The 26,316-nt window shown below is 73.4% G+C and carries 26 protein-coding genes; 4 read left to right on the forward strand and 22 right to left on the reverse strand.

The annotated features are described in order from the left end of the window. Window positions 1-27: 27 nt before the first annotated feature. From ACIHFD_RS57985 to ACIHFD_RS58010, 6 genes are read right to left on the reverse strand one after another with little or no spacing between them, the layout of a single operon-like run. Entirely contained in the window at window positions 28-213 is a 186-nt protein-coding gene (locus ACIHFD_RS57985; RefSeq protein ID WP_350732996.1) for an aroma-sacti cluster domain-containing protein, read from the reverse strand. After that, the gene (locus ACIHFD_RS57990; protein WP_397374228.1) at window positions 171-890 is read right to left on the reverse strand and encodes an iron-containing redox enzyme family protein; all 720 of its coding nucleotides are present in this window, start codon (window positions 888-890) and stop codon (window positions 171-173) included. Before ACIHFD_RS57990 ends, ACIHFD_RS57985 begins: the two co-directional genes overlap by 43 nt. Beyond that, entirely contained in the window at window positions 887-1,870 is a 984-nt protein-coding gene (locus ACIHFD_RS57995) for a hypothetical protein (RefSeq protein ID WP_397374229.1), read from the reverse strand. The genes ACIHFD_RS57990 and ACIHFD_RS57995 overlap by 4 nt, the downstream gene beginning before the upstream one ends. After that, a complete protein-coding gene (locus tag ACIHFD_RS58000) occupies window positions 1,870-2,955 on the reverse strand; it encodes a hypothetical protein (protein ID WP_397374230.1) in 1,086 nt (361 codons plus the stop codon). The genes ACIHFD_RS57995 and ACIHFD_RS58000 overlap by 1 nt, the downstream gene beginning before the upstream one ends. Then, window positions 2,955-3,608 (reverse strand): GAF domain-containing protein, encoded by a 654-nt coding sequence (locus tag ACIHFD_RS58005; protein WP_363982680.1) that lies wholly within the window; start codon window positions 3,606-3,608, stop codon window positions 2,955-2,957. The genes ACIHFD_RS58000 and ACIHFD_RS58005 overlap by 1 nt, the downstream gene beginning before the upstream one ends. Window positions 3,609-3,618: 10 nt before the next feature. After that, on the reverse strand, window positions 3,619-4,449 hold the full coding sequence (locus ACIHFD_RS58010) for a S8 family serine peptidase (RefSeq protein WP_397374231.1): 831 nt from the start codon (window positions 4,447-4,449) through the stop codon (window positions 3,619-3,621). Window positions 4,450-4,616: 167 nt separating this feature from the next. Here ACIHFD_RS58010 and ACIHFD_RS58015 point away from each other — a divergent pair, with 167 nt between their 5' ends. The 3 genes from ACIHFD_RS58015 to ACIHFD_RS58025 all read left to right on the forward strand — a co-directional run bounded on the left by ACIHFD_RS58015 (window position 4,617) and on the right by ACIHFD_RS58025 (window position 9,679). Next, window positions 4,617-7,688, forward strand: a complete 3,072-nt coding sequence (locus ACIHFD_RS58015) for a BTAD domain-containing putative transcriptional regulator (protein ID WP_397374232.1) — start codon at window positions 4,617-4,619, stop codon at window positions 7,686-7,688. A gap of 569 nt (window positions 7,689-8,257) precedes the next feature. Continuing rightward, entirely contained in the window at window positions 8,258-8,815 is a 558-nt protein-coding gene (locus ACIHFD_RS58020; RefSeq protein WP_350732985.1) for a hypothetical protein, read from the forward strand. Window positions 8,816-8,905: 90 nt separating this feature from the next. Beyond that, window positions 8,906-9,679: an SDR family NAD(P)-dependent oxidoreductase gene (locus ACIHFD_RS58025; protein WP_397374233.1), complete on the forward strand. Its 774-nt coding sequence runs from the start codon at window positions 8,906-8,908 to the stop codon at window positions 9,677-9,679. On the opposite strand, the gene hpnH is transcribed toward ACIHFD_RS58025, so the two are convergent. The 7 genes from hpnH to ACIHFD_RS58060 all read right to left on the reverse strand — a co-directional run bounded on the left by hpnH (window position 9,653) and on the right by ACIHFD_RS58060 (window position 17,233). Next, complete coding sequence (gene hpnH, locus ACIHFD_RS58030; RefSeq protein WP_397374234.1) at window positions 9,653-10,657, reverse strand: adenosyl-hopene transferase HpnH; 1,005 nt, start codon at window positions 10,655-10,657, stop codon at window positions 9,653-9,655. The genes ACIHFD_RS58025 and hpnH overlap by 27 nt on opposite strands. Then, on the reverse strand, window positions 10,654-11,241 hold the full coding sequence (locus tag ACIHFD_RS58035; RefSeq protein ID WP_397374235.1) for a hypothetical protein: 588 nt from the start codon (window positions 11,239-11,241) through the stop codon (window positions 10,654-10,656). Before ACIHFD_RS58035 ends, hpnH begins: the two co-directional genes overlap by 4 nt. Continuing rightward, the gene (gene shc / locus ACIHFD_RS58040; protein ID WP_397374236.1) at window positions 11,238-13,115 is read right to left on the reverse strand and encodes a squalene--hopene cyclase; all 1,878 of its coding nucleotides are present in this window, start codon (window positions 13,113-13,115) and stop codon (window positions 11,238-11,240) included. The genes ACIHFD_RS58035 and shc overlap by 4 nt, the downstream gene beginning before the upstream one ends. Window position 13,116: 1 nt before the next feature. Beyond that, window positions 13,117-14,127, reverse strand: coding sequence for a polyprenyl synthetase family protein (locus ACIHFD_RS58045; protein ID WP_397374237.1), 1,011 nt, complete (start codon window positions 14,125-14,127; stop codon window positions 13,117-13,119). Next, the gene (gene hpnE / locus ACIHFD_RS58050; protein WP_397374238.1) at window positions 14,124-15,455 is read right to left on the reverse strand and encodes a hydroxysqualene dehydroxylase HpnE; all 1,332 of its coding nucleotides are present in this window, start codon (window positions 15,453-15,455) and stop codon (window positions 14,124-14,126) included. Before hpnE ends, ACIHFD_RS58045 begins: the two co-directional genes overlap by 4 nt. A gap of 16 nt (window positions 15,456-15,471) precedes the next feature. Continuing rightward, complete coding sequence (gene hpnC / locus ACIHFD_RS58055; RefSeq protein WP_397374240.1) at window positions 15,472-16,350, reverse strand: squalene synthase HpnC; 879 nt, start codon at window positions 16,348-16,350, stop codon at window positions 15,472-15,474. A 133-nt stretch (window positions 16,351-16,483) separates the two neighbouring features. Beyond that, window positions 16,484-17,233 carry a polysaccharide deacetylase family protein gene (locus tag ACIHFD_RS58060; RefSeq protein ID WP_397374241.1) on the reverse strand — a complete coding sequence of 250 codons (750 nt, stop codon included), beginning with the start codon at window positions 17,231-17,233 and terminating at the stop codon, window positions 16,484-16,486. On the opposite strand from ACIHFD_RS58060, the gene ACIHFD_RS58065 reads away from it, so the two are divergent. Next, window positions 17,214-18,311 carry a hypothetical protein gene (locus ACIHFD_RS58065; RefSeq protein WP_397374242.1) on the forward strand — a complete coding sequence of 366 codons (1,098 nt, stop codon included), beginning with the start codon at window positions 17,214-17,216 and terminating at the stop codon, window positions 18,309-18,311. The genes ACIHFD_RS58060 and ACIHFD_RS58065 overlap by 20 nt on opposite strands. Here ACIHFD_RS58065 and ACIHFD_RS58070 read toward each other — a convergent pair. The 9 genes from ACIHFD_RS58070 to ACIHFD_RS58110 form a co-directional block, all read right to left on the reverse strand. Beyond that, a complete protein-coding gene (locus tag ACIHFD_RS58070) occupies window positions 18,271-19,140 on the reverse strand; it encodes a DMT family transporter (protein WP_397374243.1) in 870 nt (289 codons plus the stop codon). The genes ACIHFD_RS58065 and ACIHFD_RS58070 overlap by 41 nt on opposite strands. Beyond that, window positions 19,137-19,994, reverse strand: a complete 858-nt coding sequence (locus ACIHFD_RS58075; protein WP_350732967.1) for a squalene/phytoene synthase family protein — start codon at window positions 19,992-19,994, stop codon at window positions 19,137-19,139. Before ACIHFD_RS58075 ends, ACIHFD_RS58070 begins: the two co-directional genes overlap by 4 nt. A 329-nt stretch (window positions 19,995-20,323) precedes the next feature. Then, window positions 20,324-20,482 carry a hypothetical protein gene (locus ACIHFD_RS58080; RefSeq protein WP_397374244.1) on the reverse strand — a complete coding sequence of 53 codons (159 nt, stop codon included), beginning with the start codon at window positions 20,480-20,482 and terminating at the stop codon, window positions 20,324-20,326. 42 nt (window positions 20,483-20,524) lie between these two features. Continuing rightward, window positions 20,525-20,914 (reverse strand): D-ribose pyranase, encoded by a 390-nt coding sequence (rbsD, locus tag ACIHFD_RS58085; RefSeq protein ID WP_350732963.1) that lies wholly within the window; start codon window positions 20,912-20,914, stop codon window positions 20,525-20,527. Further along, window positions 20,911-21,816: a ribokinase gene (locus ACIHFD_RS58090; RefSeq protein WP_397374245.1), complete on the reverse strand. Its 906-nt coding sequence runs from the start codon at window positions 21,814-21,816 to the stop codon at window positions 20,911-20,913. The genes rbsD and ACIHFD_RS58090 overlap by 4 nt, the downstream gene beginning before the upstream one ends. Beyond that, the gene (locus ACIHFD_RS58095) at window positions 21,813-22,766 is read right to left on the reverse strand and encodes a D-ribose ABC transporter substrate-binding protein (protein ID WP_363982630.1); all 954 of its coding nucleotides are present in this window, start codon (window positions 22,764-22,766) and stop codon (window positions 21,813-21,815) included. Before ACIHFD_RS58095 ends, ACIHFD_RS58090 begins: the two co-directional genes overlap by 4 nt. A 40-nt stretch (window positions 22,767-22,806) precedes the next feature. Further along, the gene (locus ACIHFD_RS58100) at window positions 22,807-23,775 is read right to left on the reverse strand and encodes an ABC transporter permease (RefSeq protein ID WP_397374246.1); all 969 of its coding nucleotides are present in this window, start codon (window positions 23,773-23,775) and stop codon (window positions 22,807-22,809) included. Further along, entirely contained in the window at window positions 23,759-25,267 is a 1,509-nt protein-coding gene (locus ACIHFD_RS58105; protein ID WP_363982624.1) for a sugar ABC transporter ATP-binding protein, read from the reverse strand. The genes ACIHFD_RS58100 and ACIHFD_RS58105 overlap by 17 nt, the downstream gene beginning before the upstream one ends. Beyond that, entirely contained in the window at window positions 25,264-26,280 is a 1,017-nt protein-coding gene (locus ACIHFD_RS58110; protein WP_397374247.1) for a LacI family DNA-binding transcriptional regulator, read from the reverse strand. Before ACIHFD_RS58110 ends, ACIHFD_RS58105 begins: the two co-directional genes overlap by 4 nt. Window positions 26,281-26,316: the final 36 nt, after the last annotated feature.

The following is a 26,316-nucleotide window of genomic DNA, read 5'->3' on the forward strand; positions in this document are numbered from 1 at the left end:
GCATTGAGCGCAGGGTCGCATCACCGGTCACCAGCACCAGCCGCCGCTCGCGTACGCATGCGCTTCGACGTCCGCGGCGTCCTCCATGCGCGCCTTGATGGAGGCGAGCACCTGGAGTTCCTCGTCGCTGAGCGACTGCAGCACCGCGATCTGCTCCTCTGACGCGGTCGTCAGGTCGAAGCCGGCGGCTTCCAATTGGTCGATGGTCGCCATGACCTCTCCTTTCCTGCGGCGTTCGCGCGCAGTTGGACGGCGTCGACGAGCTGCGCCAGGCCGTATGCCGTGTTGAGTGCGCTCAGGCCGATCAGCGACTCCGCCTCGGGGGTGAGCGGGAGCCCGTCGATCGCGCGCCACAGCTCCTCGCGGTGCGTGCCGTCCAGGACGGCATGGGTCACCAGCGTGCGGAACGCGTCCAGCGGCAGGCCCGTGCGCCGGGAGAGCAGGGGCGCCAGATCGGGTGGGGGAGGGTAGCCCTCCAGGACGGCGACGTGCCCGAGCAGCGCCACCGGGTGGGCGTGCCTGATCCAGTAGTACTGGCTGCCGACCACCGCGGCGACGCAGGGCGGCGGCGGGTCCGTGAACAGGGTCTCGGCGTCGCCTCCCGCGCGGGCGTAGTCGTTCACCACGTCCTGGTCGTGGCCGTACTCCTCGTGCACGTGACGGGCCAGATAGACGGCGACGCCCCGCGCGATCTCGTCGTCGCGGGCCAGGCACGCCGTGGTGGCGTCGAGGATGAGCGGCACGGTCGCGCGCAGCATGCCGTGCAGGGCTCTGAGCCATTCCAGGTAGAGCTCGCGTGGTGCGGGATGCCGCCACATCCGCTCCGTCCTGGCCAGCAGCGCGGGCATGACGAGGTCGATCTTGGCCATCAGGCGCAGGCTGGTGGTCATGTCCCGCCTCCCCGGCCCATGAGGGCGGTCAGCAACCGGGCCCCGTCGTCCCCGGCGGTCTCGTGCAGGCGCCAGCACAGGCCGCAGACGTCCGGGTAGCGGGCGCGGGCGAGCGCGGCGAACGGCGGCAGCCGTACCAGGTCGTCCGGCCGGACCGAACCGACGGCGCGCAGCAGCGGGTCGTCGCGGAACGCGGCCAGCGCGGCGCGCACCTCGGCCGCGCCGGTCGCCCGCCGCCGCAGTCCCTGAGGGCCGCCGCCCGTGATGACGCTCTCGTTGCAGCAGCCCGTGATCACGCCGTCGTAGCGGACGGTCGGCGACGCGGTCAGCGGGCACGCGCCCAGCTCGGCGACGCCGTAGCGGCGCCCGATGGCGAAGACGCCGCTGCCACGGCCCGCCCGCAGCGGGGTGATCAGCGTGATCTCCGCGCGCCGGGGCCAGTCGTCCCCCAGCGTGTCACGGAGGATCCCCTCGGCGAACGGCACCGCGCCGGGCTCGTCCAGGAGCTGGAGGACGATGTGGCAGCCGGCCCGCGCCGCGTGCGCGACGGCGCGGCCGAACCGCAGCCGGTCGACGGTGGCCTGGTGGAAGCGGTCCGTGCTGAGGATCACGGTCGAGGACCGTTCCAGCACCCGCGTGATCCACCGCGGGCATCGGGGCCCCGACGCCCAGTGGCCGCTGGAGAAGAGCACGACGTCCTTGCCCGCGTCCGCGAACGCGTCGACGGCGAGGATCAGCCCGCGACGCTCGGCGAACGGCTCGCCGCCGGAGATCGCGACGGCCTCGATGCCGGGTTCGGCGCAGATCCCCGCCAGGATGTCCGCGAAGAGGCGGTGGTCGGTGATGCGCGGGCCGGCCGGGAGCGCGGCGACGGAGCAGTGCGCGCACCCGACCGGGCACCGATCGGTGAGGTAGAGCAGCACGGTGCGGCCACGCGTACGTCGCAGCCGCTCGATGTCCGCTAGCCTCAACCGGCGCATCACCGCTCCCGACCCTCCCAGCCGAGCGTCACCAGCTCGCTGTAGCGCGTGATGCCGTGGCGGCGGGCGAAGCCGTACGGGCCGTGCCGTTCCACGAGACCGCGTACGGCGCTCTCCATCGCCGGACCGGCAGGCGAGTCCAGATACCCGGCGACCCGTTCGCCCAGCCCGCGGTCCTGATGCAAGGTGACGCAGACGTCGCAGTAGCCGGGAGCGGCGGCGCCCGATCCGAACCGCGCTTTCGCGTAGCGCGGCCCGAACATCCGCACGGCCCGCGCCAGCGGCCGGTCCAGGTGGCGCCGGCGCAGCACTGGCCAGGGGTCCTCATCGGCGTGCCCGAGCACCAGGTGCGGCGGGCGGGCGGTTGCGGCGAGGTCGTCGTTGCAGCAGGTGAGGACCGTCCCGTCGTAGGTGACCAGCGGCCAGGCCGCCATCTCGCACGGCGCGGGCGCCGGCGCGGCGGGCAGGGTTTTCGGGCCGGCACGCGGGCCGTCCAGGGTCTTCGCGCGCCCGACCGGCCGGAGCGGCACCACGAGCATGGGCACCTGGTCGGCGAACTCCTCCCGCACCTCGCGCACCAGGTCCGCGACGTAGGGGTCCGCGCCGCCGTCCCCGGTGATCTGCACGCTCACCTGCGGCCCCCAGGAACGGATCTCGTGCAGCACCCGGAAGGCCGCGCGCCTGCTCACCTCCCGCTCGTGGAAGCGGTCGAGGCTGACCGCGAAGTGATCGACCGCCGAGATGGCCGCCCGCAGGGCGGGCGGCACCGCGTGCCCGTCCCGGGCGAAGTACAGCCCGGACAGCAGGTACGACCGCGTCCCCGACAGCCGCGCCGAGTCGGCGAGGTCGCGCACCAGCCGCGGCCGCAGGAGCGCCTCACCCCCGGACATGGCGATGAACTCCGGATGCTCCTGCCTGGTGAAGGACGCGACCAGCCGCCGGAAGGGCCGTTCCGCGTGCTCCGCGCCGTCCATGGCGGACTCCGTCGAGCAGTGCGCGCACGACAGCGGGCAGCGGCGGGTGAGGGCGAGGAAGACGCCCGCGGCGGGCACGGCGCGCAGCACCGCCATCTCGGCCAGATGCATCAGGTCGCTCCGTGGCCCGTGGTGGCGGTGACGAACTTGCTCAGCGCGTTGAGCAGCTCGTCCACCGCGGTGTCGGAGGCCTCCGTACGGCTGAGCGCGATCTCCAGCCGGCTCCAGGGGGTGAGGCCCTCCCTGGCGCTCCGGGTCAGCGAGCGGGCGGCGGCCATGAGCGTGAGCGTGATCGCCGTCTGGGCGGCCAGCTCGGTGAACAGGTCGATGGCCGCCATCTCCCCGAATCGCTGCAGCGCCGGGTCGAGCACCTCCATCACGCCGATCGTGCGGTCCTCCAGCTCCAGCGGGGCCGCCATCAGGACCTTCGGCACGTACCCGGTGCTCTGCGCGAACTCCCGGTCGAAGCGCGGATCCTCCTGGACGTCGCTGAGCAGCACGGTCTCGCCGGTCTGGAACACCCACCCGGCGACGCCGCGCCCGGTCGGGATGGCCACCCCGAGCAGCCGGTCCTCGCCCTCCCCGGACGACGCCTCGAACACCAGCCGGTCGCGCTCCTCGTCGTACAGGAACACCGACGCGGCCGACGCCGAGAACGTCAGCCGGGCGAGCCGTACGGCCGACCTCAGCAACTCGTCGTGCTCGGTGGGGCGCAACAGCCTCCCCAGCGAGGAGGTCAGGGAATCAGGGATGCCCACGCCCATGGTGGCCTCCTCAGGTCCGGTTGTTCGCGACGGCCGCCAGCACGTGCTTGAGCTGGCCGGTGGCAAGGCCCGGGTGCCGCTGCAGTACGCGCGCGCACAGCCCGGTGATGTGCGGTGTGGCGAAGCTGTTGCCGGTCAGGCGCGAGGTCCCGCCGCCGGGCAGCGGCACCTCCACCCCGATCCCGCGCGCGAAGAACTCGGCCGGGGGCTCCGGGTTGCACTCGATGTGCTCGGCGAGCGCCAAGGTGTGCGAACCCACCGAGATCACGCTCGGGAAGTGCCACGGATAGCTGCGCACCGGCCGGTTGTGGGCGGAGGCCACGATGGTGACCCCGGCGAAGAACGCCCTGTCCACGAGATCGTGCAGGGCCTCCTTGTGCTCGGCGCGACGTGTCGACAGGCTCATGTTGACCAGGGAGAAGCGCTGCTCGATGGCCCACTCCAGCGCCGCCAGCAGCACCTCGCCGCGGCCATGAAGTCCGCTGCCGAGCACGCGGACGCTGGTCAGCTCGCAGTCCGGGGCCATGGCCCGGATGACGCCCGCGCAGGCCGTCCCGTGGCCCGCCTGGTCGCCGACCTCGTCGGGCACGACCTCCAGGCCGTCACCCGTCACCGTGAGCGGGGTGATGGGCCTGGTGAAGACCGGGTGGGGCGCGTCGACCCCGCTGTCGATCAGGCAGACCCGCACGCCGGAGCCGGTGGCCGACCCCCAGGCCCACTCACGGGTGATCGCGCAGGGCAGCGCCAGCCGGGCCGAGTCCATGACCGCGCCGCGCGAGGCGTGCGCCAGCCGAAAGGTCCGCGGCGGCGGCGCCTCCGCGACAGCCGGAAAATCAGCCATTGCCCACCCTCAGCGTCATTGTTCTGGCTCCGAGTAAATAGTGGGAGAGGGCGTTCATAGTTACTTCAGAGTCCGATCAAAGCGCCGTCGGAGACTGATTTCGAGGTCTTGAGAAACCCCAACGCCTGACAGACCATGAGAGCGAAATCCAAACCGGAGTGTGACTCATGTTGGAGTTCCGCTTGCTCGGCGCCGTCGAAGCCTACTCGGACGGGCAGCGCGTCGGACTGGGCCCACGCAAACAGCGGCTGACATTCGCGGTTCTGGCTCTGGAGGCCAACCATCCCGTCACGGTGGAGCGGCTGGTCGAGCTGAACTGGCCGGGGTCCCGCCCGCGTACGGCACAGCACGCGATCCGGGTGTCGGTCTCCCAGCTGCGCTCGATCCTGGCCCGCGCCGACCCCGCCCAGGCCGAGGCCACGCTGACGGCGCAGGGCGCGGGATACATCCTGCGCACCGACCCGGAGCGGATCGACGCCCATCGCTTCCGCGGCCTGGTGCAGCGGGCCCGGGCGGAACCCGACGACGAGCGCCGGGTGGCGCTGCTCGACCAGGGCCTCAGCCTGTGGCGCGGTCCCGTGCTGGCCGGGGCGGCGCCTCCGGAGACCCAGGAGCGCCTGGGCAGCGGCCTGGAGGAGTCGCGGCTGGTGGCGCTGGAGGACAAGATCGACGCCGGGTTACGGCTCGGCCGCCACCGCCAGCTGCTGGACGAGCTGACCGAGCTGACCCGATGCCATCCGTTCCGCGAACGGCTGACCTGCCAGCTGATGATCGCCCTGTACCGCAGCGGGCGGACGCACACGGCCCTGGAGGAGGCCAGGAGAGCCCGCCGCCGCCTGGCCGACGAGCTCGGCATCGACCCCAGCCTCGAACTCCAGCGGCTCGAGGTGGCGATCCTGCGCAACGACCCGGTGCTGCTGCCGCAGCCCGATCGCGTCCTGGCGGCCGGACCCGCGCCGCCCGCCGTGCCGGCGCAGCTGCCGCGCTCCGTCTCCGACTTCACCGGCCGGGCCGGGCAGCTCAGGTGGCTGGACGAGCACGTTCAGGACCACACGAGCACGCCGGTCACGATCGCGATCACCGGCGCCGCCGGGGTCGGCAAGACCGCCCTGGCCCTGTACTGGGCGCACCGGATCCGCGATCGTTTCCCCGACGGCCAGCTCTACGTCGACCTGCGCGGCTTCGCCACCGGGCCGCCGATGCGGCCGGAGCAGGCGCTGGCCCGCCTGCTGCGCTCCCTCGGGGTCGCCCCCGAGCAGGTGCCCGCGGACGCGGACGAGGCGGCCGCCCTGTACCGGACCCTCCTGGCCAGCAAACGCGTCCTCGTCCTGCTCGACAACGCGGCGACGCCGGAGCAGGTCCGCCCGCTGCTCCCCGGCGCCACCGACTGCCTGGCCCTGGTGACCAGCCGGGACCGGCTGAACGGGCTCGTCGCCCTCGAGGGCGCCCGGCCGCTCCCGCTGGCCGTGCTGGACCCGGTCGAGGCGCGGACCCTGCTGGCCCGGATCCTCGGGGCCGACCGCGTACGTCAGGAGGCGGACGCCGCCGCCAGGCTGGCGCTGCTGTGCGACTACCTGCCGCTCGCGCTCCGGATCGCCGCCATCAACCTGTCCCGGCAGCCGACGCGCGCCATCATCGACGGCGTCACGGAGCTCGCGGGAAGCGACCGCCTGAACGCCCTGCAGGTCGACGGGGACGGCCGGGCCGCCGTGCGGGCCGCGTTCGACCTGTCGTACGCCGCCCTCGACGAGCCGGACCAGCGCCTCTTCCGGCTGCTGGGCCTGAGCCCGTGCCCCGACCTCACCCCGCAGGCCGCCGCGGCGCTGGCCGCCGCCCCTGTCGACCAGGTGCGGCGGGCCCTGGACCGCCTGGAGCGCACGCACCTGATCCTGCAGACCGCTCCCGGCCGGTACGGGTTCCACGACCTGATCAGGCTCTACGCCCGGGACAACTCGAACGGGGCCGAGCGGACAAGCGCGCTCGCGCGCCTGTTCGACTTCTATCTCCGGGTCGCCGACGAGGCCAAACGCCTGCTCTACCCGCAGGCCCTGCAGCTGGCGGGACCGCCGCGGCAGCAGTCCCCGCTGACGTTCGAGGGGCCCGCGAGCGCGCTGGCGTGGCTCGACGCGGAGCGCTCCGGCCTCATCGCGGCCATCACGTACGCCGCCGCGCACGGCCCCCGGGAGGTGGCCTGGCGGCTGGCCGACACGCTGCGCGGCTACCTGTCGCTGCGGCGCGACCCGAACGACTGGCAGGCCGTCGCCGAGGCCGCCCGCTCGGCCGCCGGCCTGGACGGAGATCTCACCGCCCAGGCCGCCACCGAGCTCAGCATGGCGCAGGTCTACCAGAGCCGGGGCATGCATCCGCAGTCGCTGAGCCACTACGCGCAGGCGCTGAAGCTCGCCCAGCGCTCCGGGTGGCGCGAGTGCGAGTGCGCGGTGCTCAACAACCTCGGCAACGTGCACTGGAAGCTGGGCTCCCTGCAGGAGGCCGCCGACCACTACAGCCAGGCCATCGCCATCGCCCGGCAGACGGGCCAGCGCACCATCCACGCCACCAGCCTGGCCAACCTCAGCATGGTCTACCGGAGCCAGGGGCAACTGGCGCGGGCGGCCGAGCTCCAGCACGAGGCCCTGGCGCGTTACCAGCAGGCCGCCTACCGCAACGGCGAGGCGATCGCGCTGGAGAACATGGGCGAGATCTACCACGATCTCGGCGAACTCGACCGCGCGCTGGACTACCTCGACCGCGCCCTGCCCATCTTCCGCCAGTCGGGCAACCGCTACGGCGAGGTCCTCGTCCTGAACACGCTGGCCGCGGTCCACCGTGACGCCGGCCGGTACGACAGCGCCCTCGAGCTCGCCGACCGCGCGGTGGAGCTGTCCGTCGCGATCGGCGACCGCCGGGCCGAGGCCGACACGCTCAACACCCGGGCCACCGTACGCACGTATCTCGGGCGCCCGGAGCAGGCCGCCGAGGAGCACGGCAGAGCGCTGGCCATCGCCCGCGAGGTCGGCAACTGGCAGCCCCGGCTGGAGTCCCTCATCGGGCTGGCCGGCGCCCATTGCGATCTGGGGAACCTGGAACAGGCGTCCGCCCACGGCCACGAGGCGCTCAACGACGCGCGCCGCCGGGGGTTCCGCCAGCTCGAGGAGCAGGCGCTCACCGCCTTGGCGGCCGTCCAGATCCGCGTCGGCGACCGGGAAATCAGCGCGGCATTGTCCGTCGATTCAGAATGAATAATTGGCCATATTTCGGTAGGCCGGCTTATTGCCTGACAGGGCTTTGGCATTTATCTTGGAAATATGAGGAAAGCAGCGATTACCACGCTCGGTGTACACGACGACACCAACAATTCTCACGACTTCGCCGAACTGCCTCGACGGTGAATTCCAACCGCGGGTAAATCTGCCGTTAAATTTTCCGCCCGTCGTACGCCTGCGATAAAATTCGCCGCGGCGATATCTCTCGCGGCGGGCCGGCACGCGACTCGCGCGGGTTCCGCCGCCGCCCGGCGGTGCCGCTGATCAGCGTCTCGACACTCACGGGCACGAATCGCCCGCCGTTTCGCATGATTCGTCCGTCCTCCCCATGGCCCCGCGACCGCGTCCGGCGCGGGCCGGGGGCGGGGGTGGGACGCGGCGGGCGGGCCGACGGCGGCACCGTCCGGGGCGTCGTCGGAAATCAGCGGCGGAAACACGGCCGCGGCACGCCATCGTCCATTCTGCATACCGTGCCGTCGCCCAAGGCGCGGCCCGCGGCCCCGCGTCCCGGGCCGAAAGGGGCGGGCGGGAGCATAATCGGAGCCATGCGCGTGGGGATAGCCCATCATTTCGGTTGGGCCGTGGCGGTCACGGCATCGGCCGACCACCAGGTGGTGGACCGCCGGCGGATCGAGCTGATCGAGCCCGGCGTGCCGGCGGCGCCCATCCACCACGACGGCAGACGTCTCGACGATGCCGCGGCCTCCGAACTGGTGGCCCGCGTGCGGGCGTCGGCGGCCCGGGCGACGTCGGCCTCGCTGGACGAGCTCGCGTCCGCGCTGCCCGAACCGATCGTCTCGCTCTCGCTCCGGGCCTGGCCGCTCGACTTCCCCGACGACATCGCCGTCCAGCGGCGCGTGCCGTACGAGGCCCGGGCGGACTCCGTCATGTACCGCCAGATCCTGGCCGAACTCGCCCACGAGCGCGGCTGGGCCGTCCACTTCTACGACGCCAAGGACGTGGCGGACCAGGCGGCCGGGATCCTGGCCGAGCGGGCCGGCGAGGTCCTGTACGGTCCGCGCGCGGCGCTGGGGCCGCCCTGGGCGAAGGACCACCGAACGGCGCTCGCGGCGACGATCGTCGCCGCCGCGACGCGTACGTGACCTGCCCCGTGGCCGGTTGGGACGGCGTGGGAGTGGAAAGCACACGACTGTACGTCGGGATACGCACAGTTACGGAAAACAGGTGACGCGATGAGGCTCGCCGATGCCCACGTCCTCGTCACCGGCGCCTCCTCGGGCATCGGCGCGGCCACCGCGCGGGCGCTGGCGGGCACCGGCGCGCGGCTGACGCTGGCCGGGCGCGACCGCGAGCGGCTGGCGGCCGTCGCCTCGGCCACCGGCGGGCGCGTGCTGGTGTGCGACGTGACCACCCAGGCCGAGGAGCTGGCCGAGCGGAGCGGACACGTCGACGTCCTGGTGAACAACGCCGGCGTGGGGTGGGCGGGGCCGTTCGTACGGATGCCGGCCGGCAGCGTCGAGCAGCTGCTGGCGGTCAACCTCGCCGCGCCGATCGCGCTCACGCGGCTGCTGCTGCCGGGGATGGTGGCGGCGGGCCGCGGGCACCTCGTGTTCGTGGCCTCCATCGCCGGGGCGGTGGGCGTCGGGCAGGAGGCCGTGTACTCGGCGACCAAGGCGGGGCTGATGTCCTTCGCGGAGAGCCTGCGCCATGAGCTGCATCACGTGCCAGGCGTCGGCGTGTCCGTCCTGCTGCCCGGGGTGGTGGACACCCCCTTCTTCGTACGGCGCGGCGCCCCGTACACGCGCGGCCGGCCGGCGCCGATCGCGCCGGAGCGGGTGGCGCGGGCGATCGTGGCGGCGATCAGGGACGGGCGGCCGGAGTCGTTCGTGCCGGGCTGGCTGCGGGTGCCGGCCAGGCTGCGCGGCGCGGCGCCCGGCGCGTTCCGGGTGCTCGCGCGGCGCTTCGGGCGCATGGAGGGGTCAGCCGCTCCTGATGGCGCGCAGTGACTCCTTCAGCGACCCGATCGTGGCCAGGACGGCGGTCGGCTCGTATCCGCAGTGCGCCATGCAGTTGTCGCACCGGGGGTCGCGGCCCCGGCCGTAGGCCGTCCAGTCGGTGTCCTCGATCAGCTCGCGGTAGGTCCGCGCGTACCCGTCGGCCATGAGGTAGCACGGCCGCTGCCAGCCGAACAGCGAGTACGACGGGATGGCCCAGGCGGTGCACGGCAGCTCGATCCGCCCCTCCAGGAAGTCCAGGAACAGCGGCGAGTGGTTGAACCGCCAGCGCCGCCGTCTCCCGCCGGCGAAGGCCTCGCGGAACAGCGCGCGCGTCTCCCGCACCCCCATGAACCGGTCCTGCACGGGCGCCTTCTCGTACGCGTACGCGGGGGAGATCATCATCTGGTCGACGGCGAGCTCGTCGTTGAGGTAGTCGAGCACCTCGATGACGGTCCGCGGGCTGTCCGTGGAGAAGAACGTCGTGTTGGTGGTGACCCGGAAGCCGCGCCGCCGGCACTCGCGCACGGCGGCAACGGCCTCGTCGAAGACGCCTTCCTTGCACACCGCGGCGTCGTGGCGCTCGCGCACGCCGTCGATGTGCACGGTCCAGGCGAAGTATCGCGAAGGCTCGAACTCGTCGATCTTCTTGGGGATCAGCAGCGCGTTCGTGCACAGGAACACGTACTTCTTCATGCCGACGAGCCGGCGGACCAGCTCGCCGATCTGCGGGTGCATGAGCGGCTCCCCGCCGGCGATGGACACCATGGGGGCGCCGCACTCCTGGATGGCGGCGACGGCCTGCTCCACCGGCATGCGCTGCTTCAGCACGTCGGCGGGGTGCTGGATCTTGCCGCAGCCGGCGCATTTGAGGTTGCACGCGAACAGCGGCTCCAGCTCCACCAGCAGCGGGAACTTGGTCCGTCCCCGCAGCCGCTGGCCCAGGATGTAGCCGCCGACGCGCAGGCTCTGCCGGATCGGGATGGTCATGACGGCACTTCCTCGGGTAGCAGCGCCGCCCAGCGCACCAGGACGGGGCCGACGGCGGCGAGCGTGCGGCGGGCGGCCACACCGCGGGTGAGCGTGGCCAGGCTCAGCAGCGGCGCCTCCGGCGTGTCGACGATGACCCGCACGGCGGCCAGCGGGCGCCCCGCGGCGGCGCGGGCCAGCGGGCCGGTCTCCATGTCCACGCCGTACGCGCCCTCCGCGGCCAGACGGTGCCGCTCCGCGCCGCGGACCACGTGATCGGCGGTGACCAGCGGCCCGACCTGGGCGGGCAGGCCGGCGTCGGCCAGCTCGCCGGCGAGGAGGGGAGCGGACGGGCAGGGATGGACGCGTCCCCTGAACCGGACCTCGCTCGCCACCAGGACGTCGCCGGGCCGCAGGCTCCTGCCGGCGGCGCCGCCGAAACCGACCACGGCCACCGCCTCCCACGAGGCCAGGCCCGCGGCCGCGCGGGCCGCCCGCCGCGGGCCGATCCCGGTGACGACGACCCTGGCGAGGTGGGCCGGCAGGCCGCGCCTGACCGCGCGGGCCTCGATCCCGAGCGCGGCGCAGATCAGCAGTCCGGTCATGAGAGCTCCAGGTCGCGGCGCAGGTAGCGCCCGAGGGCGCTGATCGGGAAGACGAGCCGGTAGAGGTGGTAGTTGATGTAGAAGTCACCGGGGAAGCCCGTGCCGGTGAAGTACGGCTCGTCCCAGGTGCCGTCCGGCCGCTGCCGCTCGACCAGCCAGCGCACGCCTCTTTCCACCGCCGGGGAGCGTTCGCCGGCGGCGAGCAGGGCCAGCAGGGCCCAGGCGGTCTGCGAGGCGGTCGAGGCCCCGCGGCCGATCCAGGCCGGGTCGCGGTAGGAGCGCAGGTCCTCGCCCCAGCCGCCGTCGTCGTTCTGGTGGCGTTCCAGCCAGGCGACGGCGCGGCGTACGGAGGGATGTCCCGGACGGACCCCCGCGGCGACGAGGGCGGGCACGGCGGCCCCGGTGCCGTAGACGTGGTTCGCGCCCCAGCGGCCGAACCACGATCCGTCCTCCTCCTGCGCCTTGAGCAGCCAGATCACGGCCCTGCGCAGGACGGGGGAGCGGGGCTGCTCCTTGGCCAGGGCTTCGACGACGTGCGCGGTGACGTCGGCGGACGGCGGGTCGATCACCGCGCCGAAGTCGCAGAAGGGCAGCTTGGTGCAGAGCGCGCGGTCGTTGTCGGCGTCGAACGCCGCGAAGCCGCCGTCGGCGCTCGCCATGCCGGCCATCCAGCGGACCCCGCGCTCGATCGCCGGCCGCGCGCCGGGGCGGTCCAGCCGGCGCAGCGCGAGCACGACCTCCGCGGTGTCGTCGATGTCGGGATAGCCGTCGTTGTCGAACTCGAACGCCCACCCGCCGGGCGGCAGGCCCGGCCTGCGCACCGCCCAGTCTCCCGACCTCGTGACCTCCTCGCGCAGCAGCCAGTCGGCGGCCCCGGTGACGGCCGGAAGATCGGCGGGGGTGCCCGCGTCGAGCAGCGCGTTGATCGCCAGCGCCGTGTCCCATACGGGAGACTGGCACGCCTCCAACCGGCGCCCCTTCTCGTCGCGGACGGTGAACCGGTCGAGCCCTCCGATCGCCTTGCGCATCACCGGATGGTCCAGGTCGTAGCCGGAGAGGTGGAGCGCGATGATCGAGTACACCCACGGCGGCTGGATCCCGCCCCAGGAGCCGTCCGCCTCCTGGCGGGCGACCACCCAGTCCACGGCGCGCCTCAGCGCGGCCCGCCGCAGGGCCCGCGACGGGCGCCGCTCGTACCGGTGCAACGCCCGGTCCAGCGCGCCGAACGCCGCCTCCCAGCCCCCGCCCCCGGCACGGTGCGGCGCCCGGCCGGTCCGCAGCTCGGGCAGCTCGAACGGGAGCCGGCGCACCGGCCGGTACGCGGTCACGACGGTCAGGGGCACGATCGTCTGCCTGGCCCAGCAGGCCCAGTCGTAGACGTTGAGCGGGAACCACGAGGGCAGGAAGATCATCTCGGGCGGCATGACCGGCAGGTCCCGCCACGACCACTCCCCGAACAGGGCCAGCCAGACCCGCGTGAACACCCGGCTCGCCTCGATCCCACCCATGGCCCGGACCTGCTGCGACGCGGCCCGCATGTGCTCCGCGTCGGGCGGATCGCCCGCGAGCCGCAGCGCGGTGTACGCCTCGACCGTGGTGGACAGCTCCGCGGGCCCCCCGTGGAAGTTGGCCCACGTGCCGTCGGCCCGCTGCTCCGAACGGATCCACCGGGCGGCCTCCGCCGTGTCCTCCTCGGTGCGGATGCCGAGGAACTGCCGCAGCAGCAGATCCTCCGCGTCCATGCTCACGTTCGTCTGCAGCTCGCCCTTCCACCAGCCCTCCGGGGACCGCAGGCCGATCAGGTGATCGCAGGCGGCCCGGAGGGCGTGCTCGGCGTCGGTGAGCAGGCTCGGGGTCGTCTCGAGGGTGGTCATGTCAGTGGTCCCTGGATGTGATGAATCGGGCGATGTGCAGGAATTCGGCGCGCACGTCCGCGGGCAGGTCCGCGGCGTCGAGGCACCGGGTCGCGGCGTCGAAGCGCCGCCCGGCCTCCAGCTCGGCCCAGGCCCGGCCGCCCGCCTGCTCGACCAGGTCGGCGGCGGCGCGCAGGTCGGCCTCCGTCAGCTCCCCGGGTCTGGCCAGCAGCTCGGCGAAGCGGCGTCCGTCCTCCGTACGGCTGGTGAGCGCGGCGACCACGGGCAGGCTCTTCTTGCGGGCCCGCAGGTCGGCCAGCACCGGCTTGCCCGTCACCTCGGGTCGCCCCCAGATGCCGAGCAGGTCGTCGGTCAGCTGGAAGGCCAGCCCGGCCTCGGTGCCGAACGCGTCCAGAGCGCCGGCCAGCGAGGCCGGACCTTCCGCCGCCGTGACGCCGATCGAGCAGGCGCAGGCGAGCAGCGAGGCGGTCTTGTGCCGCGACATCAGCAGGCACTCCTCCCGCGTCACGTCGTCGCGGTCCTGGAACTCCAGATCCAGGGCCTGACCCGCGATGAGCGAGAGCGTGGCGTGGTTGAGCGCGCGGGCGGCCGCCGCGTAGCCGGGGGTGCCCTGTTCCAGCAGCAGCTCCAGGGCCAGGGCGAACAGCGCGTTGCCGCAGAGGATCGCCTGGGAGCGGCCGAAGACCGTCCAGGCGGCCGGATGGTGCCGGCGCACCGGGTCGTCGTCCATGACGTCGTCGTGCAGGAGGGAGAACGCGTGCACCAGGTCCACCGCGGCGGCGGCGGGCAGGCACCGTTCGATGTCCGCTCCCGCGGCCCGGGCCGACAGCACCGCGAGCGTGGGCCGCAGCGCCTTGCCGCCGGCCGCGCGGGGCCGCCCGTCGCCGTCGGTCCAGCCGAAGTGGTAGCGGGCGACGCGGGCGATACGCGGGTCGAGGCGGCCGACGGCCTCGCGCAGCACCGGCTCGACGAGCTCGCGGGCGGCCTCCGCCGGCGGCAGGGTCAGGGTCATGACACGCTCTCCTGATCTCGCACATGCTGTCTGACCAGGCGTGCGGCGTGCAGCCCGCTGCGTACGGCGCCCTCCATCGTGTCCGGCCAGCCGGTGTCGGTCCAGGCGCCGGCGAGATAGAGGCCGGGCCACCGGGTGGCGCTCCCCGGTCGGAGCGCCCCGCTGCCGGGGCCCTGGCGGAACGTCGCGCGCCGTTCCCTGGTGACGAAGAAGTCGGTCATCGTGGCCTCGCGCGCGGCCGGGAACACCGAGCGCAGCGCCGGGACGAAGGTCTCGCGCAGGTCCGCGGTCGGCCGGTCGATCCACGTGTCCGCGACCGACACCGACACCGTCAGGTACTGCCCCTCGCCGAGCCCGGCGACCCGGGTCTTGTCGAACACCCACTGCACGGGCGAGCCGGTGACCGCGACGAACGGCCCCCGCATGACCGGCCGGTCGTAGACCGCGTGGACGTTGATGATGGGGCTCGCGTCCAGGGCGCCCCATCCGTCCCGGGCGGGCGCCGCCTCCGCGGGGACCAGCTTCGCGGCCTGCTCGTGGCGCGTCGCCAGGACGACCGCCGACGCCCGGACCCGGACGCCGTCCACGACGACGGCCGGGCCCGGCTCGATGGCCGTGACCTTCGCCGACAGCCGCACCGCGCCGCCGCGTCCCGCGATGGCGGCCCTGGCGGCGGTGTCGTGCAGCTCGCCGAGCGGCACCAGGGGGATGCCCAGGTCGGCGGCGTCCGGCCGGCCGAGCATGGCCGTCTTGAACACCTTCACCGCCGGGCCGAGCGCGGCCTCCTCGACCCCCGTGTTCAGGGCCGCGACCGCGAGCAGGTCCCAGAGCGCCTGCCGTACCGGGTCCCGCTGGCCGTGCGCCGCCAGCCAGCTCCCGAACGTCACCGTGTCGAGAGCCGGGTCGGCCGGGTCGAGCCTGCTCAGCGCGAGCGAGCCGCGCAGGGCCTGGAGCCGGTCGCCCGGCCCGAGCAGGCGGTATCGCGCGAGCGCGGGCACGAAGTGGAGCGGGCCGGGCAACGCGGCGCGGCGCAGCCGCCCCGACCGGCCCGCCGCGCCGAGCACCCGCACGTCGAAGCGGCTCTGCAGGCCGACCAGCGCGGTGCCGCCGAGCCGTTCCAGGAGTCCCCGGTACGCCGTGCAGCAGCGCAGGAAGACGTGCTGGCCGTTGTCCACCGTCAGCCCGCCGCGCCGGAAGGAGTACGTGGCGCCGCCCAGCCTCGGGCGGGCCTCGTACAGCGTCACGGGGCAGCCGGCCTCCGCGAGCGCGAGGGCGGCCGTGATGCCGGCCAGGCCGCCGCCGACCACCGCCACCGGCGCGATCGTCATCACAGGGGCAGCCCTCTCATGCCGACGGCAGTCGTCGCAGACCCGCGTCGGGCCGGCTCATGGTCATGAGGACACGCGCCCACGCCCCGAGCAGGCGTACGCGGCATGGCCGGACGGCTCGGCCCAGGACGTCGTAGCGGGCGCCGCTCAGCGCGGCCAGGGTCGCGTGGCCTCCCGCGACGTAGCCCGCCACCGCCGTACGGGCGAAGCCGGACAACGAGGCGACGATCGGCTCCCCCTCGGCCAGCATCGTCCCGGCCCGTCCGGCCTGCACGGCCACCACCTCGCGCAACCGCGGTGACGTGGCCGCCGCCGCTAGGTCGCCGATCGGGCAGCCCGCCCGGCGCAGGTCCTCCTGCGGCAGGTAGACGCGGCCGCGCCGGTGGTCCTCGCCGACGTCCTGGCAGTGCTCGATGACCTGCAACGCCGAGCAGACCTTGTCGGACAGGGCCAGCCGGGGGCCGCTGACCTCGCCGAACACGTACAGGACGAGATGGCCGACCGGGTTGGCCGACAGCTCGCAGTAGCCCAGGAGCTCGTCGAACGTCTCGTATCTGGTGACCGTCTGGTCGAGCCGGTTGGCCTCGATGAGGCGGCGGAACGGCTCGGCGGGGATCGAGCACTCCTGGACGGTACGGGCCAGCGCGCGGAGCGGCCCGAGCCGTGGCGGGCGGCCGTCGTACAGCCGGGCGAGGTCGGCCTCGACCTCGTCCAGCAGCCTCAGGCGCTCGCCGGGGCGTCCCTCGTCGCCGAGGTCGTCCACCGTGCGCGCGAAGCCGTACAGAGCCATGAGGTGGTCGCGGTGCCGGCGCGGAAGCAGCCGGGAGGCCACCGGGAAGTTCTCCCGGCGCGCCTTTTCCGCCGGCTCCCGCGAATGGCATCTCTCTGACCGCACGACAGGGAAATTATCCGGCGCCGGGGAACGCAAACATGACGGCATTCCGTTGCCCGGCGATTTGCGCGGAATTTACTCGCGGGCCGGGCCGGGAAAACGCCGTTTGAATTCCAGGGGAAAAGGGGAGTGGCCGTTATGGAAACGCGACGCCGTGCTCGCGCAGCGGGCCCACGCGGAGGCCCATGTCCCTGCAGCGCTCCACGAGCGCGGGGAGGGCGTAGAGCGCCGGTCGCCAGGACCCAGGAACGGAGGCGTGGTCGGAGTCATGGAGCAGGACGGTCGCCCCGCCGCGCAGCCCGGCCGCCACGGTGGCCAGCACCGAGCCGGGCGTGGCCGCCGCCTCCCAGTCCCGGCCCCAGACGGTCCACAACACGGGGCGCAACCCGTGCAGGCGGGCGGAGACCAGCGCCTCCAGGCTGAGCGCGCCGTACGGCGGGCGGTACCACGTCGCGCGCACGCCGCCGACCGCCCGCACCAGGTCGGCGGTCCGGCCGATCTCGGCCGTCAGCCGGCCCGGCGGGGCGAGCAAGGGGTTGCCGTGCCGCCAGCCGTGCACGGCCAGCTCGTGACCCTCGGCCACGATGCGGCGGCCCAGCCACGGGTGGCGTTCGAGCAGCTCGCCGAGGACGAAGAAGGTCGCGTGGCAGCCGAGCCGCCCCAGCTCGTCCAGGAAACGCGGGGTCGAGCCGGGATGGGGCCCGTCGTCGAAGGTGAGCGCCACATGGCCGGGGTCGCCGACGCCGGCGACGGAGGGCATCCGCCGGCGGACCGGCGGCAGCCAGGTGACGGCGGGACCCGCGTGCAGCAGCGCCAGGCAGGCGAGCCCGAGCGGCAGCGCGGCGCGGCCGATCGGGGGACATGAGATGTCCAGGCTGATCCTCATTCTCAGCGCGCCGATGGGCAGCGCCCATGACCGGGTCGCCGCCGAGCTGGCCGCCCGGCTCGCGGCCGAGAATGCCGATTCAGAGATCATCGATGTCCTCCAGCTGCTCCCGCTCCGGCTGGGATCGGCGCTGCGCCGCGGATACCGCTGGATGATCCTGCGCGCCCCCTGGCTCTATGACGTCATCTACCAGGTCTTCTTCGTCGGCAAACGGGCCGCGGGCACCTCGCCGCTCACGGTGCTCGCCCTGCCCGCCCTGCGCCGCCTCGTCGCCGCCCGCTCGCCCGACGAGGTCGTCTCGACCTTCCACCTGGGGGCCCAGATCGCGGGGCTGCTGCGCGAGCGCGGCGGGCTGCCCTGCCCGAGCACGGTGCTGATCGTCGAGTTCACGGTGCACCGGCTGTGGCTGCACCCCGGCAACGACCGGTATCTGTGCCCGAATCCCGACATCGTCGGGGAGATCGCCGCCCGGAGCGGCCGCCCGGCGCTCTGCTGCGCCCCGGTCGTGCGCCCGGAGTTCGCGCGGGCGGTGGCCGATCCCGGGGGAGTGGCCGGCCGCGTCGGCGTGGACCCCGGCGACCGGCTCGTGCTGGTGTCAACCGGTTCGTGGGGCGTCGGGGAGGTCGTCGCGACCGCGCGCACCCTGGCGAGGTCGGGACGGTACACGCCGATCGTCCTGTGCGGGGACAACGCCGAGCTGCGGCGCCGCCTGCGGGCCGCCGGGCTGGGCCCGGCGCTGGGGTGGCGCGACGACATGCCGGAGCTCATGGCGGCCGCGTACGCCCTGGTCGACAACGGCTCCGGCCTGACCTGCCACGAGGCCTTCGCCGCCGGGCTGCCGGTCGTCATCCACCGGCCCATCGGCGGCCACGGCGTCGCCGGCGCGCGGGCGATGGCCGGGGCCGGGGTGAGCCTCCACACGGGCACCGCGTCGGAGCTGCTGGCGGCGCTGGACCTGCTCGAGGACCCGCGATCGCGCAAGCGCCAGGTGGACCGGGCGTCCGCGCTGTTCTCCTCGATGCCGGTCCAGGCCGGTCTCATTTCCGCGCCGAGGGGGCCGCGCTCTGATCCTGGATGAGCGGCGAACGGGTCAGCACGATGACCCCGTAGACCAGGAGCCCGGCGCCCGCTACCTCCATCACCAGCCACGGCCCGGCGCGGATCGGCTCCCCGTACATCAGCGCGCCGTACAGGATGCCCGCCAAGGGGTCACTGATGGTCAACGCCGGCTGGGCGACGACGAGGGTGCCGCTGTGCAGGGCGTTCTGCAGGAGGAACAGGCTGCACAGGCCCGCGGCCAGCATCGCGTACAGGGGCCAGGAGACCGGCAGCGCGCGGGGGTCGTCCGCCAGGATCATCGTGCACTTCTTGATGAGCGTGGCCGTGAAGGCGAAGCCGATGCCCGCGGCCACGCCCAGCGTGGCGGCCCGGATGGGTCCCCTGGTCATGGCCCCCACCGCCACCAGCGCGGCGACCGTGGCCGAGGTCGCGGCGGCGGCGATGATCCATTCGGCCGTGTCCGGTGACCACCGCCCCGGGCCGGGGACCGCCGCGGCGAGGAACATCGCGAGGCCGGCCGACAGCGCGCCGATGGCCAGCCACGATTTCCCGTCCAGAACCGTGCCGAACGCCCAGGACATGATGATCATGGTGAACGGGAGCTCGATCACCAGGGCCGGCTGGACCAGGGCGATGCCTCCCTTCGACAGCGCCGCCGCCTGGAAGAGGAAGCCCCCGATCATCGCCACGATCCCCCACCGCCACAGCGGGTTGCCGATCAGCGCCCGGATCAGGCCGAACCGCAGTCCCAGCTCCTGCGGCAGCGGTCGCGCCGCACGCCGCTGCAGGACCGACGTGGCGGCGTTGCACACCGCGGCGAGCACCGCCAGCAGCGCGGCAGCGATCAACTCCCACGCCTCGCGAGGGCACGTACCGCGACCATGGACTTCTCCCTCGTCGTCAGCGACATCCGGGAGGCCAGCGCCCGGGCGGGATCGGCGGCGATGCGGTCGAGCAGGCACCGGTAGATGCCGGCCATGGTCGCCGTGCAGGCGGCGCTGCGCGCGTCCAGCATGGGCAGCAGGCGCATCCCGGTGGCGAACCAGTCGCGCGCCCGGTCCGCCTCGAACCTGACGAGCGCGGCCAGGCGCTCCGGCGGGTCGCTGAACCGGCCGTACGCGTCGACGTCCAGGGTGCAGCCGAACCGTTCGAGGTCGTGGGCGGGCAGGTAGACCCGCTTGGCCATGCGGTCCTCCCGCAGGTCGCGCAGGATGTTGGTGATCTGCAGGGCCACGCCGAGCGCGTCCGCGAGCGGCGTGGCCGCCTCCATGTCGTCCGCGCCGAACACGCCCAGCGAGAGCCGCCCGATCGAGCCGGCGACGCAGCGGCAGTAGCCGACCAGGTCGTCGAACGTCTCGTACGTGCTCCCGCGCACGTCGGCGGCGCAGCCGTCGACGAGGTCCGAGAACGCCGCGAGCGGGATCGGATAGCGGCGGGCCGCCTCGAACAGCGCCACCAGCACGAGGTCGTGCCGCGCGGGAGCGGTCCCGTCGAGCATCCCGCGGATCGCGGACAGGCGGGCCAGCCGCCGTCCGGCGGGGCCGTCGCCGTCGGCGATGTCGTCGATCCTGCGGGCCAGCGCGTAGACGGCGCTCAGCGCGCGGCGCTTGGGGGCGGGCAGCAGACGCAGGCCGAACGAGAAGTTACGGGCCTGACTGCGCATGATCTGCTCGCAGTGCCGGTACGCGTCGTCGACGCACACCGCCCCGGCCCCGTCACGAGAAGAGGCACCATCATGCCGTCGCCACAGATTCGCGGCTCGGGCGAACATCATGGCCGCGACGGCCGTTCGCGTCGTTTCCCCCAGAACATGAGAGATGGCTGTCCGTTGTGTCGTGGCAATAAACTCGGGCGCCGGTCCGATGGAGCGCTGCCGGTAATTACCGGGCGAATTGTTTACACCCCGCTGAACTATTCAGCAATGGGCCGGGAAATTCGCGGCGCGCGTTTGGCGGGGGCGTGCGGGGTAGGGCTGGACGGGGTGAGCACCATCGAGCAGGTCGCGGCGAGCGCGTACCGGATACCGACCGATCAGCCCGAAGGCGACGGCACCCCGGCCTCCGCCACCGCCATCGCCGCCGGACACCACCTGCCGGTCTCCGCCCACTGCGCGCCCAACCTGCACCTCCCGGCCGCGGCCGCCACCGTCAACCTGCGCCACATCGAGTGGTTCCACGACCACCAGCGCATCGAGTCCACCTTGTTCGACGGCCTGAGGGCGGGCGGGGCCGGTCAGAAGGCCACGCCGCAGCGCAGGATGACGTTGGCGTACGGGTGCGCCTCCCCGGTGCGCACCACCAGCCTGCTGGCGGCGGAGAGCTGCTTGAGCCGTTCGTGCGGCACGTACGCAAGCCCCGGCAGCCGCTCGCCGAGCAGCGCGGCGCAGGCGGGATTGGCCGCCCGGACCTCCTCGGCCGCCGTGGCGCCCTCGACGACGATCTCGGCGAGGATGCCGTCGAGCACGTCGGCGAACGACGGGATGCCCGCCACGAACGCCAGGTCCACCACCTCCGCCCCCGCCGGCAGCGGCATGCCGCTGTCGCAGATGAGCAGCTCGTCGGTGTGCCCGAGCCGCGCCAGGGCACCCGCCAGGGCCGCGTTGATGACGCCGCCGCGCTTCACAGGTCCTCCACCTCCGCCATCGTCGGGTACGAATCCTGCGCCCCCGCTCTGCGCACAGCCGCGGCCCCCACCCTGGCGGCGAACGCCGCGGCCCGCGCCAGCGGCTCGCCCGCGGCCAGCCGCCAGGCCAGCGCCCCGGTGAACGCGTCGCCGGCCCCGGTGGTGTCCACGGCCGCCACGCGAGGACTGGGCACCGCGTGCACGGCGCCGTCCCCGGCCACCATGTCGGCCACCACGGCCCCGTCGGCGCCCAGCGTGATGACGACCGAGCGGGGGCCGCGCGCCAGCAGCTCCCTGGCCTGCCGGTCCGGCTCGCCGGGCGCGCCGAGCAGCAGGGCCGCCTCGTGCTCGTTGACGACCAGCGGATCGCACAGCGCCAGCAGCTCGTCCGGCACCGGGACGGCCGGCGACAGGTTGAGCACCGCGCGCCGGGCCAGCCGGGCCGCGGCGAGCACCGCCGGCAGCGGGATCTCCAGCTGCAGGGACACGACCGGGGCCGAGCGCAGCAGCGGCGCCGCGTCCAGCACGTCGCCTTCGGTGAGCCGGGCGTTGGCGCCGGGGGCGACGATGATGCTGTTGTCGCCCTGCGGCCCGACGGCGATCATGGCGATGCCGCTGGCGGCCGCCGTGTCGCGCAGGTGGCCGAGGTCCACGCCGTCGCGTTCCAGCGACTCGCGCAGCAGCCGCCCGTGCCCGTCGGCGCCGACCCGGCCGAGCAGCGCCACGCGCGCGCCGAGCCGGGCGGCGGCCACGGCCTGGTTGGCGCCCTTGCCTCCGGGATGGACGGCCAGCTCCGAGCCGAGCACGGTCTCGCCGGGCGCGGGATGCCGGTCGACCTGGACGACCAGGTCGGCGTTGGCCGACCCTACGACCACGACGTCGTGTTCGCCCAAGGAGCTCATGCGCCGGTGAACTCGGACAGGTTGTCCTTGGCGGCGACCTTCACCGGCACGTTGGCGGTGGCCTCCAGCTGCTCGCTCTTGACGGCCTTGACCGCGTTCTGGACGGACTGCTGGCCGAGCAGGGCCGGCTGCTGGGCGATGCTGGCCGCCAGCGTGCCGGCCTCGATGGCCTTCAGCCCGTCGGGGGTGCCGTCGAAGCCGACCACCTTGACGTCCTTGCCGGCCTTGGCGCCGAGCGCCTTGATCGCGCCGAGCGCCATCTCGTCGTTCTCCGCGAACACGCCGGTGACGCCGGAGTGCGACTGCAGCAGGTTCGTCATGACGTCCAGGCCCTTGGCGCGGTCGAAGTCGGCCGGTTGCTGGGCGACGACCTTGATGCCGGGGAACGCCTTGATGCCCTCGGCGAAGCCCTGGCCGCGGTCGCGCGAGGCGGAGGTGCCGGGCACGCCCTGGAGGACGACGACCTCGCCCTTCTCGCCGATCTCCTTGGCGAGCCGCTCCGCGGCCAGCTTGCCGCCGGCCACGTTGTCGGAGGCGACGGTCTGGGCGACCTTGCCCCCGTTGACGCCACGGTCCACGGCGATCACCGGAACGTTGGAACGTTCCGCTATCTTGACCGCCGGCGCGGCGGCGTCGGAGTCGACCGGGTTGATGATGATCGCCTTCATGCTCTGGCTGGTGAAGTTCTGCACCTGGTTGACCTGCTGGGAGGCGTCGTTCTGCGCGTCGGTGACGGTCAGCGTGACGCCCAGCTTCTTGGCCTCGGCCTCGGCGCCGGCGCGCAGCTGCACGAAGTAGGGGTTGTTCAGGGTGGAGATCGACATGCCGATCTTGACGTCGCCGCCGGAGGCGGCTCCCGCCGAGCCGGCGGAGGACGTGCCGGACGAGCCGCAGGCGGTCAGGCCGAGGGTCAGGGCGGCGCCCGCCGCTACGAGGGCGTGGATGCGCATGGGTGGTACCTCACTTCTTCTTACTGGGTTTGCGGTGATGTCAGCGGCCGCTTCGGCGGCGCAGGGTGTCGAGCAGGACGGCCAGGGCGATCACGACGCCGATGACGACCTGCTGCCAGAAGGCCGACACCGACAGCAGGTTCAGCCCGTTGCGCAGGACGGCCAGGATGAGCGCGCCGACCAGCGTGCCGAGCGCCCTGCCCTTGCCGCCCGACAGGCTCGCCCCGCCGATGACCACGGCGGCGATCGCGTCCAGCTCGTAGCCGGAGGCGGCCTGCGGCTGCGCCGAGGCCAGCCGGCTGGCCAGGACGATGCCGGCCACCGCGGCGAACGCGCCGGACAGGGCATAGGTGACGAGCTTCTGCCGGCTGACGGCGATGCCGGACAGCCGGGCGGCCTCCTCGTTGCCGCCGATGGCGTACATCGCCCGGCCCGCGTACGTGCGGTTGAGCACGACGGCGGCGATCACGCCCATGAGCGCCATCACCAGCACGGGCACCGGCAGGTAGCCCCCGACGGTGTCGCCGAGGTGGGAGACCGCCTCCGGCATCTCGATGGGGCTGCCCTGGGAGACCACCAGGGCCAGGCCGCGCGCCACGCCCAGCATGGCGAGCGTGGCGATGAACGGCGGCAGCTTGCCGTACGCGATGAGCGCGGCGTTGACCAGCCCGCATCCGATGCCGACGGCGAGCGCGACGAGCGTGGCCAGCGGCCAGGGCAGCCCGCTGTCGGCGGCCGTCCAGGCCAGCACGATCGCCGACAGGGCGGCCACGGCCCCGACGGACAGGTCGATCCCGCTGGTGATGATGACGAACGTCGAGCCGAAGGCGAGGATCGCGGTGACCGCCGCCTGGACGCCCACGTTCAGCAGGTTCGTCACGGTCAGGAAGTCGCCGGACAGCAACGACAGGGCCGCGACGAGCACGACGAGCGCCGCGACCGAGCCGTTCTCGGCCAGCAGGGTCCTGGCCGTCGGCCGTACGGCCAGCACGTTAGTGGACACGAGCATCCTCCACCTCGGTGACGGCCAGCGCCATCACGGAGTCCTGGTTCGCGTCGGCGGCCTCCAGCTCGCCGACGAGCCTGCCTCTGGCCATGACGAGGATGCGGTCGCTCATCCCGAGGATCTCGGGCAGATCGCTGGAGATCATGAGGACCGCGTGGCCGGAGGCGGTGAGCGAATTGATCAACTGGTAGATCTCGACCTTGGCGCCGACGTCGATGCCGCGCGTCGGCTCGTCGAGAATGAGCACGTTGGCGTCGGCGAGCAGCCACTTGCCGATCACGATCTTCTGCTGGTTCCCGCCCGACAGGGTGCGCACCTCCTGGCCGAGGTGGCTCATCCGCACGCCGAGCTGGTCGGCCACCCGCGCGGCGGCCTGGCGCTGCCCGGCCCGGTCGACGAATCCGCCGTGGCTGGCGCCGCGCAGGGTGACCAGGCCCAGGTTCTCGGCGATGTCGGCGCCCAGGACGAGTCCCTGGCCCTTGCGGTCCTCGGGGACCAGGCCGAGCCCGGCCTCCATGGCGGCGCGCACGTCGCCGCCGGGCAGCCGCCGGCCGCGTACCAGCACCTCGCCCGAGTCGGGGGCGTCGGCGCCGAACACCGCCCGGGCCACCTCGGTGCGGCCCGCGCCGACCAGCCCGGCCAGGCCGACGACCTCGCCGGCCCGCACCTCGAAGGACACGCCGGAGAACGCGCCGGCCCGGCTCAGGTCGCGCACCTGCAGCAGCGGTTCGCCGGCCGCACTCGCCTCGCGCGGGTACTGCTGGTCGATGGGCCGGCCCACCATGAGGCGGATCAGCTCCTCCTCGGGCGTGCCGGCCGGCACCTGGGCCACCGAGCGGCCGTCGCGCAGCACGGTCACCCGGTCGCCGATCTGGGCGATCTCCTCCAGGTGGTGGGTGATGAACACGATCGCGACGCCCCGCTCGCGCAGCTGCCCGACCAGGTCGAACAGGCGCCGCACCTCGGTGGTGGTGAGCACGGCGGTGGGCTCGTCCATGATGAGGACGCGGGCGTTCAGCGCGAGCGCCTTGGCGATCTCGACCATCTGCATCTGCGCGATGCCCAGGTCGGCGACGCGGGTACGCGGGTCGACGCCGACGCCGACCAGGTCGAGCATGCCGCGGGCCTGCTCGTGCATGCGCCGCGTGTCGACGAACCCGAAGCGGCGGGGCGGCCGGCCCAGGGCGAGGTTCTCGCCCACGGTCAGCTGCGGGACCAGGTTGAACTCCTGGTAGATCGTGGCGATGCCGAGCCGCTGGGCGTCGGAGGCGTTGCGGATGTCGACCGGTTCGCCGTCGACGAGGATGCGGCCGCTGTCGGGCTGGTAGGCGCCGGACAGCATCTTGATGAGCGTGCTCTTGCCCGCGCCGTTCTCGCCGAGCAGGACGTGTACCTCGCCCGCGCGCAGGTCGAAGTCGACGCCGTCGAGCGCCACCACACCGGGGAATCTCTTGCCGAGCCCCTCGACGCGCAGGATCTCCCGTGCCTGGCTCACGAGCCGCCCTCCTTCCTCGTGCCGGTCTCTCCGCAGGACTCGCGCGCCACGAGCCTGGCGGGCAGCACCACCGACTCGGCGGTCCGGCCGCTCAGCACGTCGAGGATCACCCGGACCGCGCGCCGGCCCAGCTCGGCGGTGGGCTGGCTGATCGCGGTGATGCGGGGATGGACGTGGTTGAACCACGGCACGTCGTCGAACGAGGCCAGCGCGACGTCGCGGGGGATGACCAGGCCGCGCTCGCTGATCGCGTCGAGCGCGCCGAGTGCCATCAGGTTGTCGCCCAGGAAGATCGCCTGCGGCGGCTCGGGCAGGTCGAGCAGTTCGGAGGTGATCCGCTGGCCGCTGCCGGCGCGGAAGTCGCCGACGCGCACGTACTCCTGGGGGATCTCCAGGCCGTGCTCGGCCACCGCACGCAGGAAGGCCTCGGTCCGCTCACGCCCGGTGGACAGGGTGCTCGGCCCGGACACGAACGCGATCCGCCGGTGCCCGAGGGCGCGCAGGTGGGCGACCAGCTCGGCGATGGCGGTGCTGCCGTCGGCCCGTACCGACGGCACCTCGATGCCGCTGAGCGTCCGGTCCAGGAAGACCAGCGGGCGCTCTCCGCGGCTGACCTCCTCCACCAGGGGCGTCACCTCGGCGGTGGGGCAGATCAGCAGCCCGTCGACCCGCCGTTCGAGCAGGGTGCGCACGTAGTGGTCCTGCTGGTCGGCGCGCTCGTCGGCGTTGCCGATGATCACGGTGTAGCCGGCCGCGCGGGCCTCGTCCTCCACGGCCCGCGCCAGCTCGGCGAAGAACGGGTTGAGGATGTCGCCGATGATCAGCCCGAGCGTCCTGGTGGCTTCGGTGCGCAGCGACCGGGCGACGGCGTTGGGCCGGTAGTTGAGCGCGGCCATCGCGTCGTGGACCCGGTTGCGCGTCTCCTCGGTGACGGAGGGGTTGTCGTTGAGCACCCGGGAGACCGTCGCGACGGAGACGCCCGCCTGCGCGGCGACATCTTTGATTCGAGCCACCTGACCTCCATGTAATCGGTTACATGAGCGTATGTA

Source organism: Nonomuraea sp. NPDC051941, assembly GCF_044593615.1.

Excerpts from the sequence above, each read along its gene's own strand:
- ACIHFD_RS57990 (WP_397374228.1), bottom strand. The coding sequence starts at position 890 with ATGACCACCAGCCTGCGCCTGATGGCCAAGATCGACCTCGTCATGCCC.
- ACIHFD_RS58045 (WP_397374237.1), bottom strand. The coding sequence starts at position 14,127 with ATGACCCTGACCCTGCCGCCGGCGGAGGCCGCCCGCGAGCTCGTCGAG.
- ACIHFD_RS58035 (WP_397374235.1), bottom strand. The coding sequence starts at position 11,241 with ATGACCGGACTGCTGATCTGCGCCGCGCTCGGGATCGAGGCCCGCGCG.
- ACIHFD_RS58100 (WP_397374246.1), bottom strand. The coding sequence starts at position 23,775 with ATGCTCGTGTCCACTAACGTGCTGGCCGTACGGCCGACGGCCAGGACC.
- ACIHFD_RS58080 (WP_397374244.1), bottom strand. The coding sequence starts at position 20,482 with ATGCGCTGGTGGTCGTGGAACCACTCGATGTGGCGCAGGTTGACGGTG.
- ACIHFD_RS58090 (WP_397374245.1), bottom strand. The coding sequence starts at position 21,816 with ATGAGCTCCTTGGGCGAACACGACGTCGTGGTCGTAGGGTCGGCCAAC.
- ACIHFD_RS58010 (WP_397374231.1), bottom strand. The coding sequence starts at position 4,449 with ATGGCTGATTTTCCGGCTGTCGCGGAGGCGCCGCCGCCGCGGACCTTT.
- ACIHFD_RS58065 (WP_397374242.1), top strand. The coding sequence starts at position 17,214 with ATGTCCAGGCTGATCCTCATTCTCAGCGCGCCGATGGGCAGCGCCCAT.
- ACIHFD_RS58025 (WP_397374233.1), top strand. The coding sequence starts at position 8,906 with ATGAGGCTCGCCGATGCCCACGTCCTCGTCACCGGCGCCTCCTCGGGC.
- ACIHFD_RS58000 (WP_397374230.1), bottom strand. The coding sequence starts at position 2,955 with ATGCATCTGGCCGAGATGGCGGTGCTGCGCGCCGTGCCCGCCGCGGGC.
- ACIHFD_RS58060 (WP_397374241.1), bottom strand. The coding sequence starts at position 17,233 with ATGAGGATCAGCCTGGACATCTCATGTCCCCCGATCGGCCGCGCCGCG.
- shc (WP_397374236.1), bottom strand. The coding sequence starts at position 13,115 with ATGACCACCCTCGAGACGACCCCGAGCCTGCTCACCGACGCCGAGCAC.
- ACIHFD_RS58020 (WP_350732985.1), top strand. The coding sequence starts at position 8,258 with ATGCGCGTGGGGATAGCCCATCATTTCGGTTGGGCCGTGGCGGTCACG.
- ACIHFD_RS58095 (WP_363982630.1), bottom strand. The coding sequence starts at position 22,766 with ATGCGCATCCACGCCCTCGTAGCGGCGGGCGCCGCCCTGACCCTCGGC.
- ACIHFD_RS57995 (WP_397374229.1), bottom strand. The coding sequence starts at position 1,870 with ATGCGCCGGTTGAGGCTAGCGGACATCGAGCGGCTGCGACGTACGCGT.
- hpnE (WP_397374238.1), bottom strand. The coding sequence starts at position 15,455 with ATGACGATCGCGCCGGTGGCGGTGGTCGGCGGCGGCCTGGCCGGCATC.
- hpnH (WP_397374234.1), bottom strand. The coding sequence starts at position 10,657 with ATGACCATCCCGATCCGGCAGAGCCTGCGCGTCGGCGGCTACATCCTG.
- ACIHFD_RS58005 (WP_363982680.1), bottom strand. The coding sequence starts at position 3,608 with ATGGGCGTGGGCATCCCTGATTCCCTGACCTCCTCGCTGGGGAGGCTG.
- ACIHFD_RS58015 (WP_397374232.1), top strand. The coding sequence starts at position 4,617 with ATGTTGGAGTTCCGCTTGCTCGGCGCCGTCGAAGCCTACTCGGACGGG.
- ACIHFD_RS57985 (WP_350732996.1), bottom strand. The coding sequence starts at position 213 with ATGGCGACCATCGACCAATTGGAAGCCGCCGGCTTCGACCTGACGACC.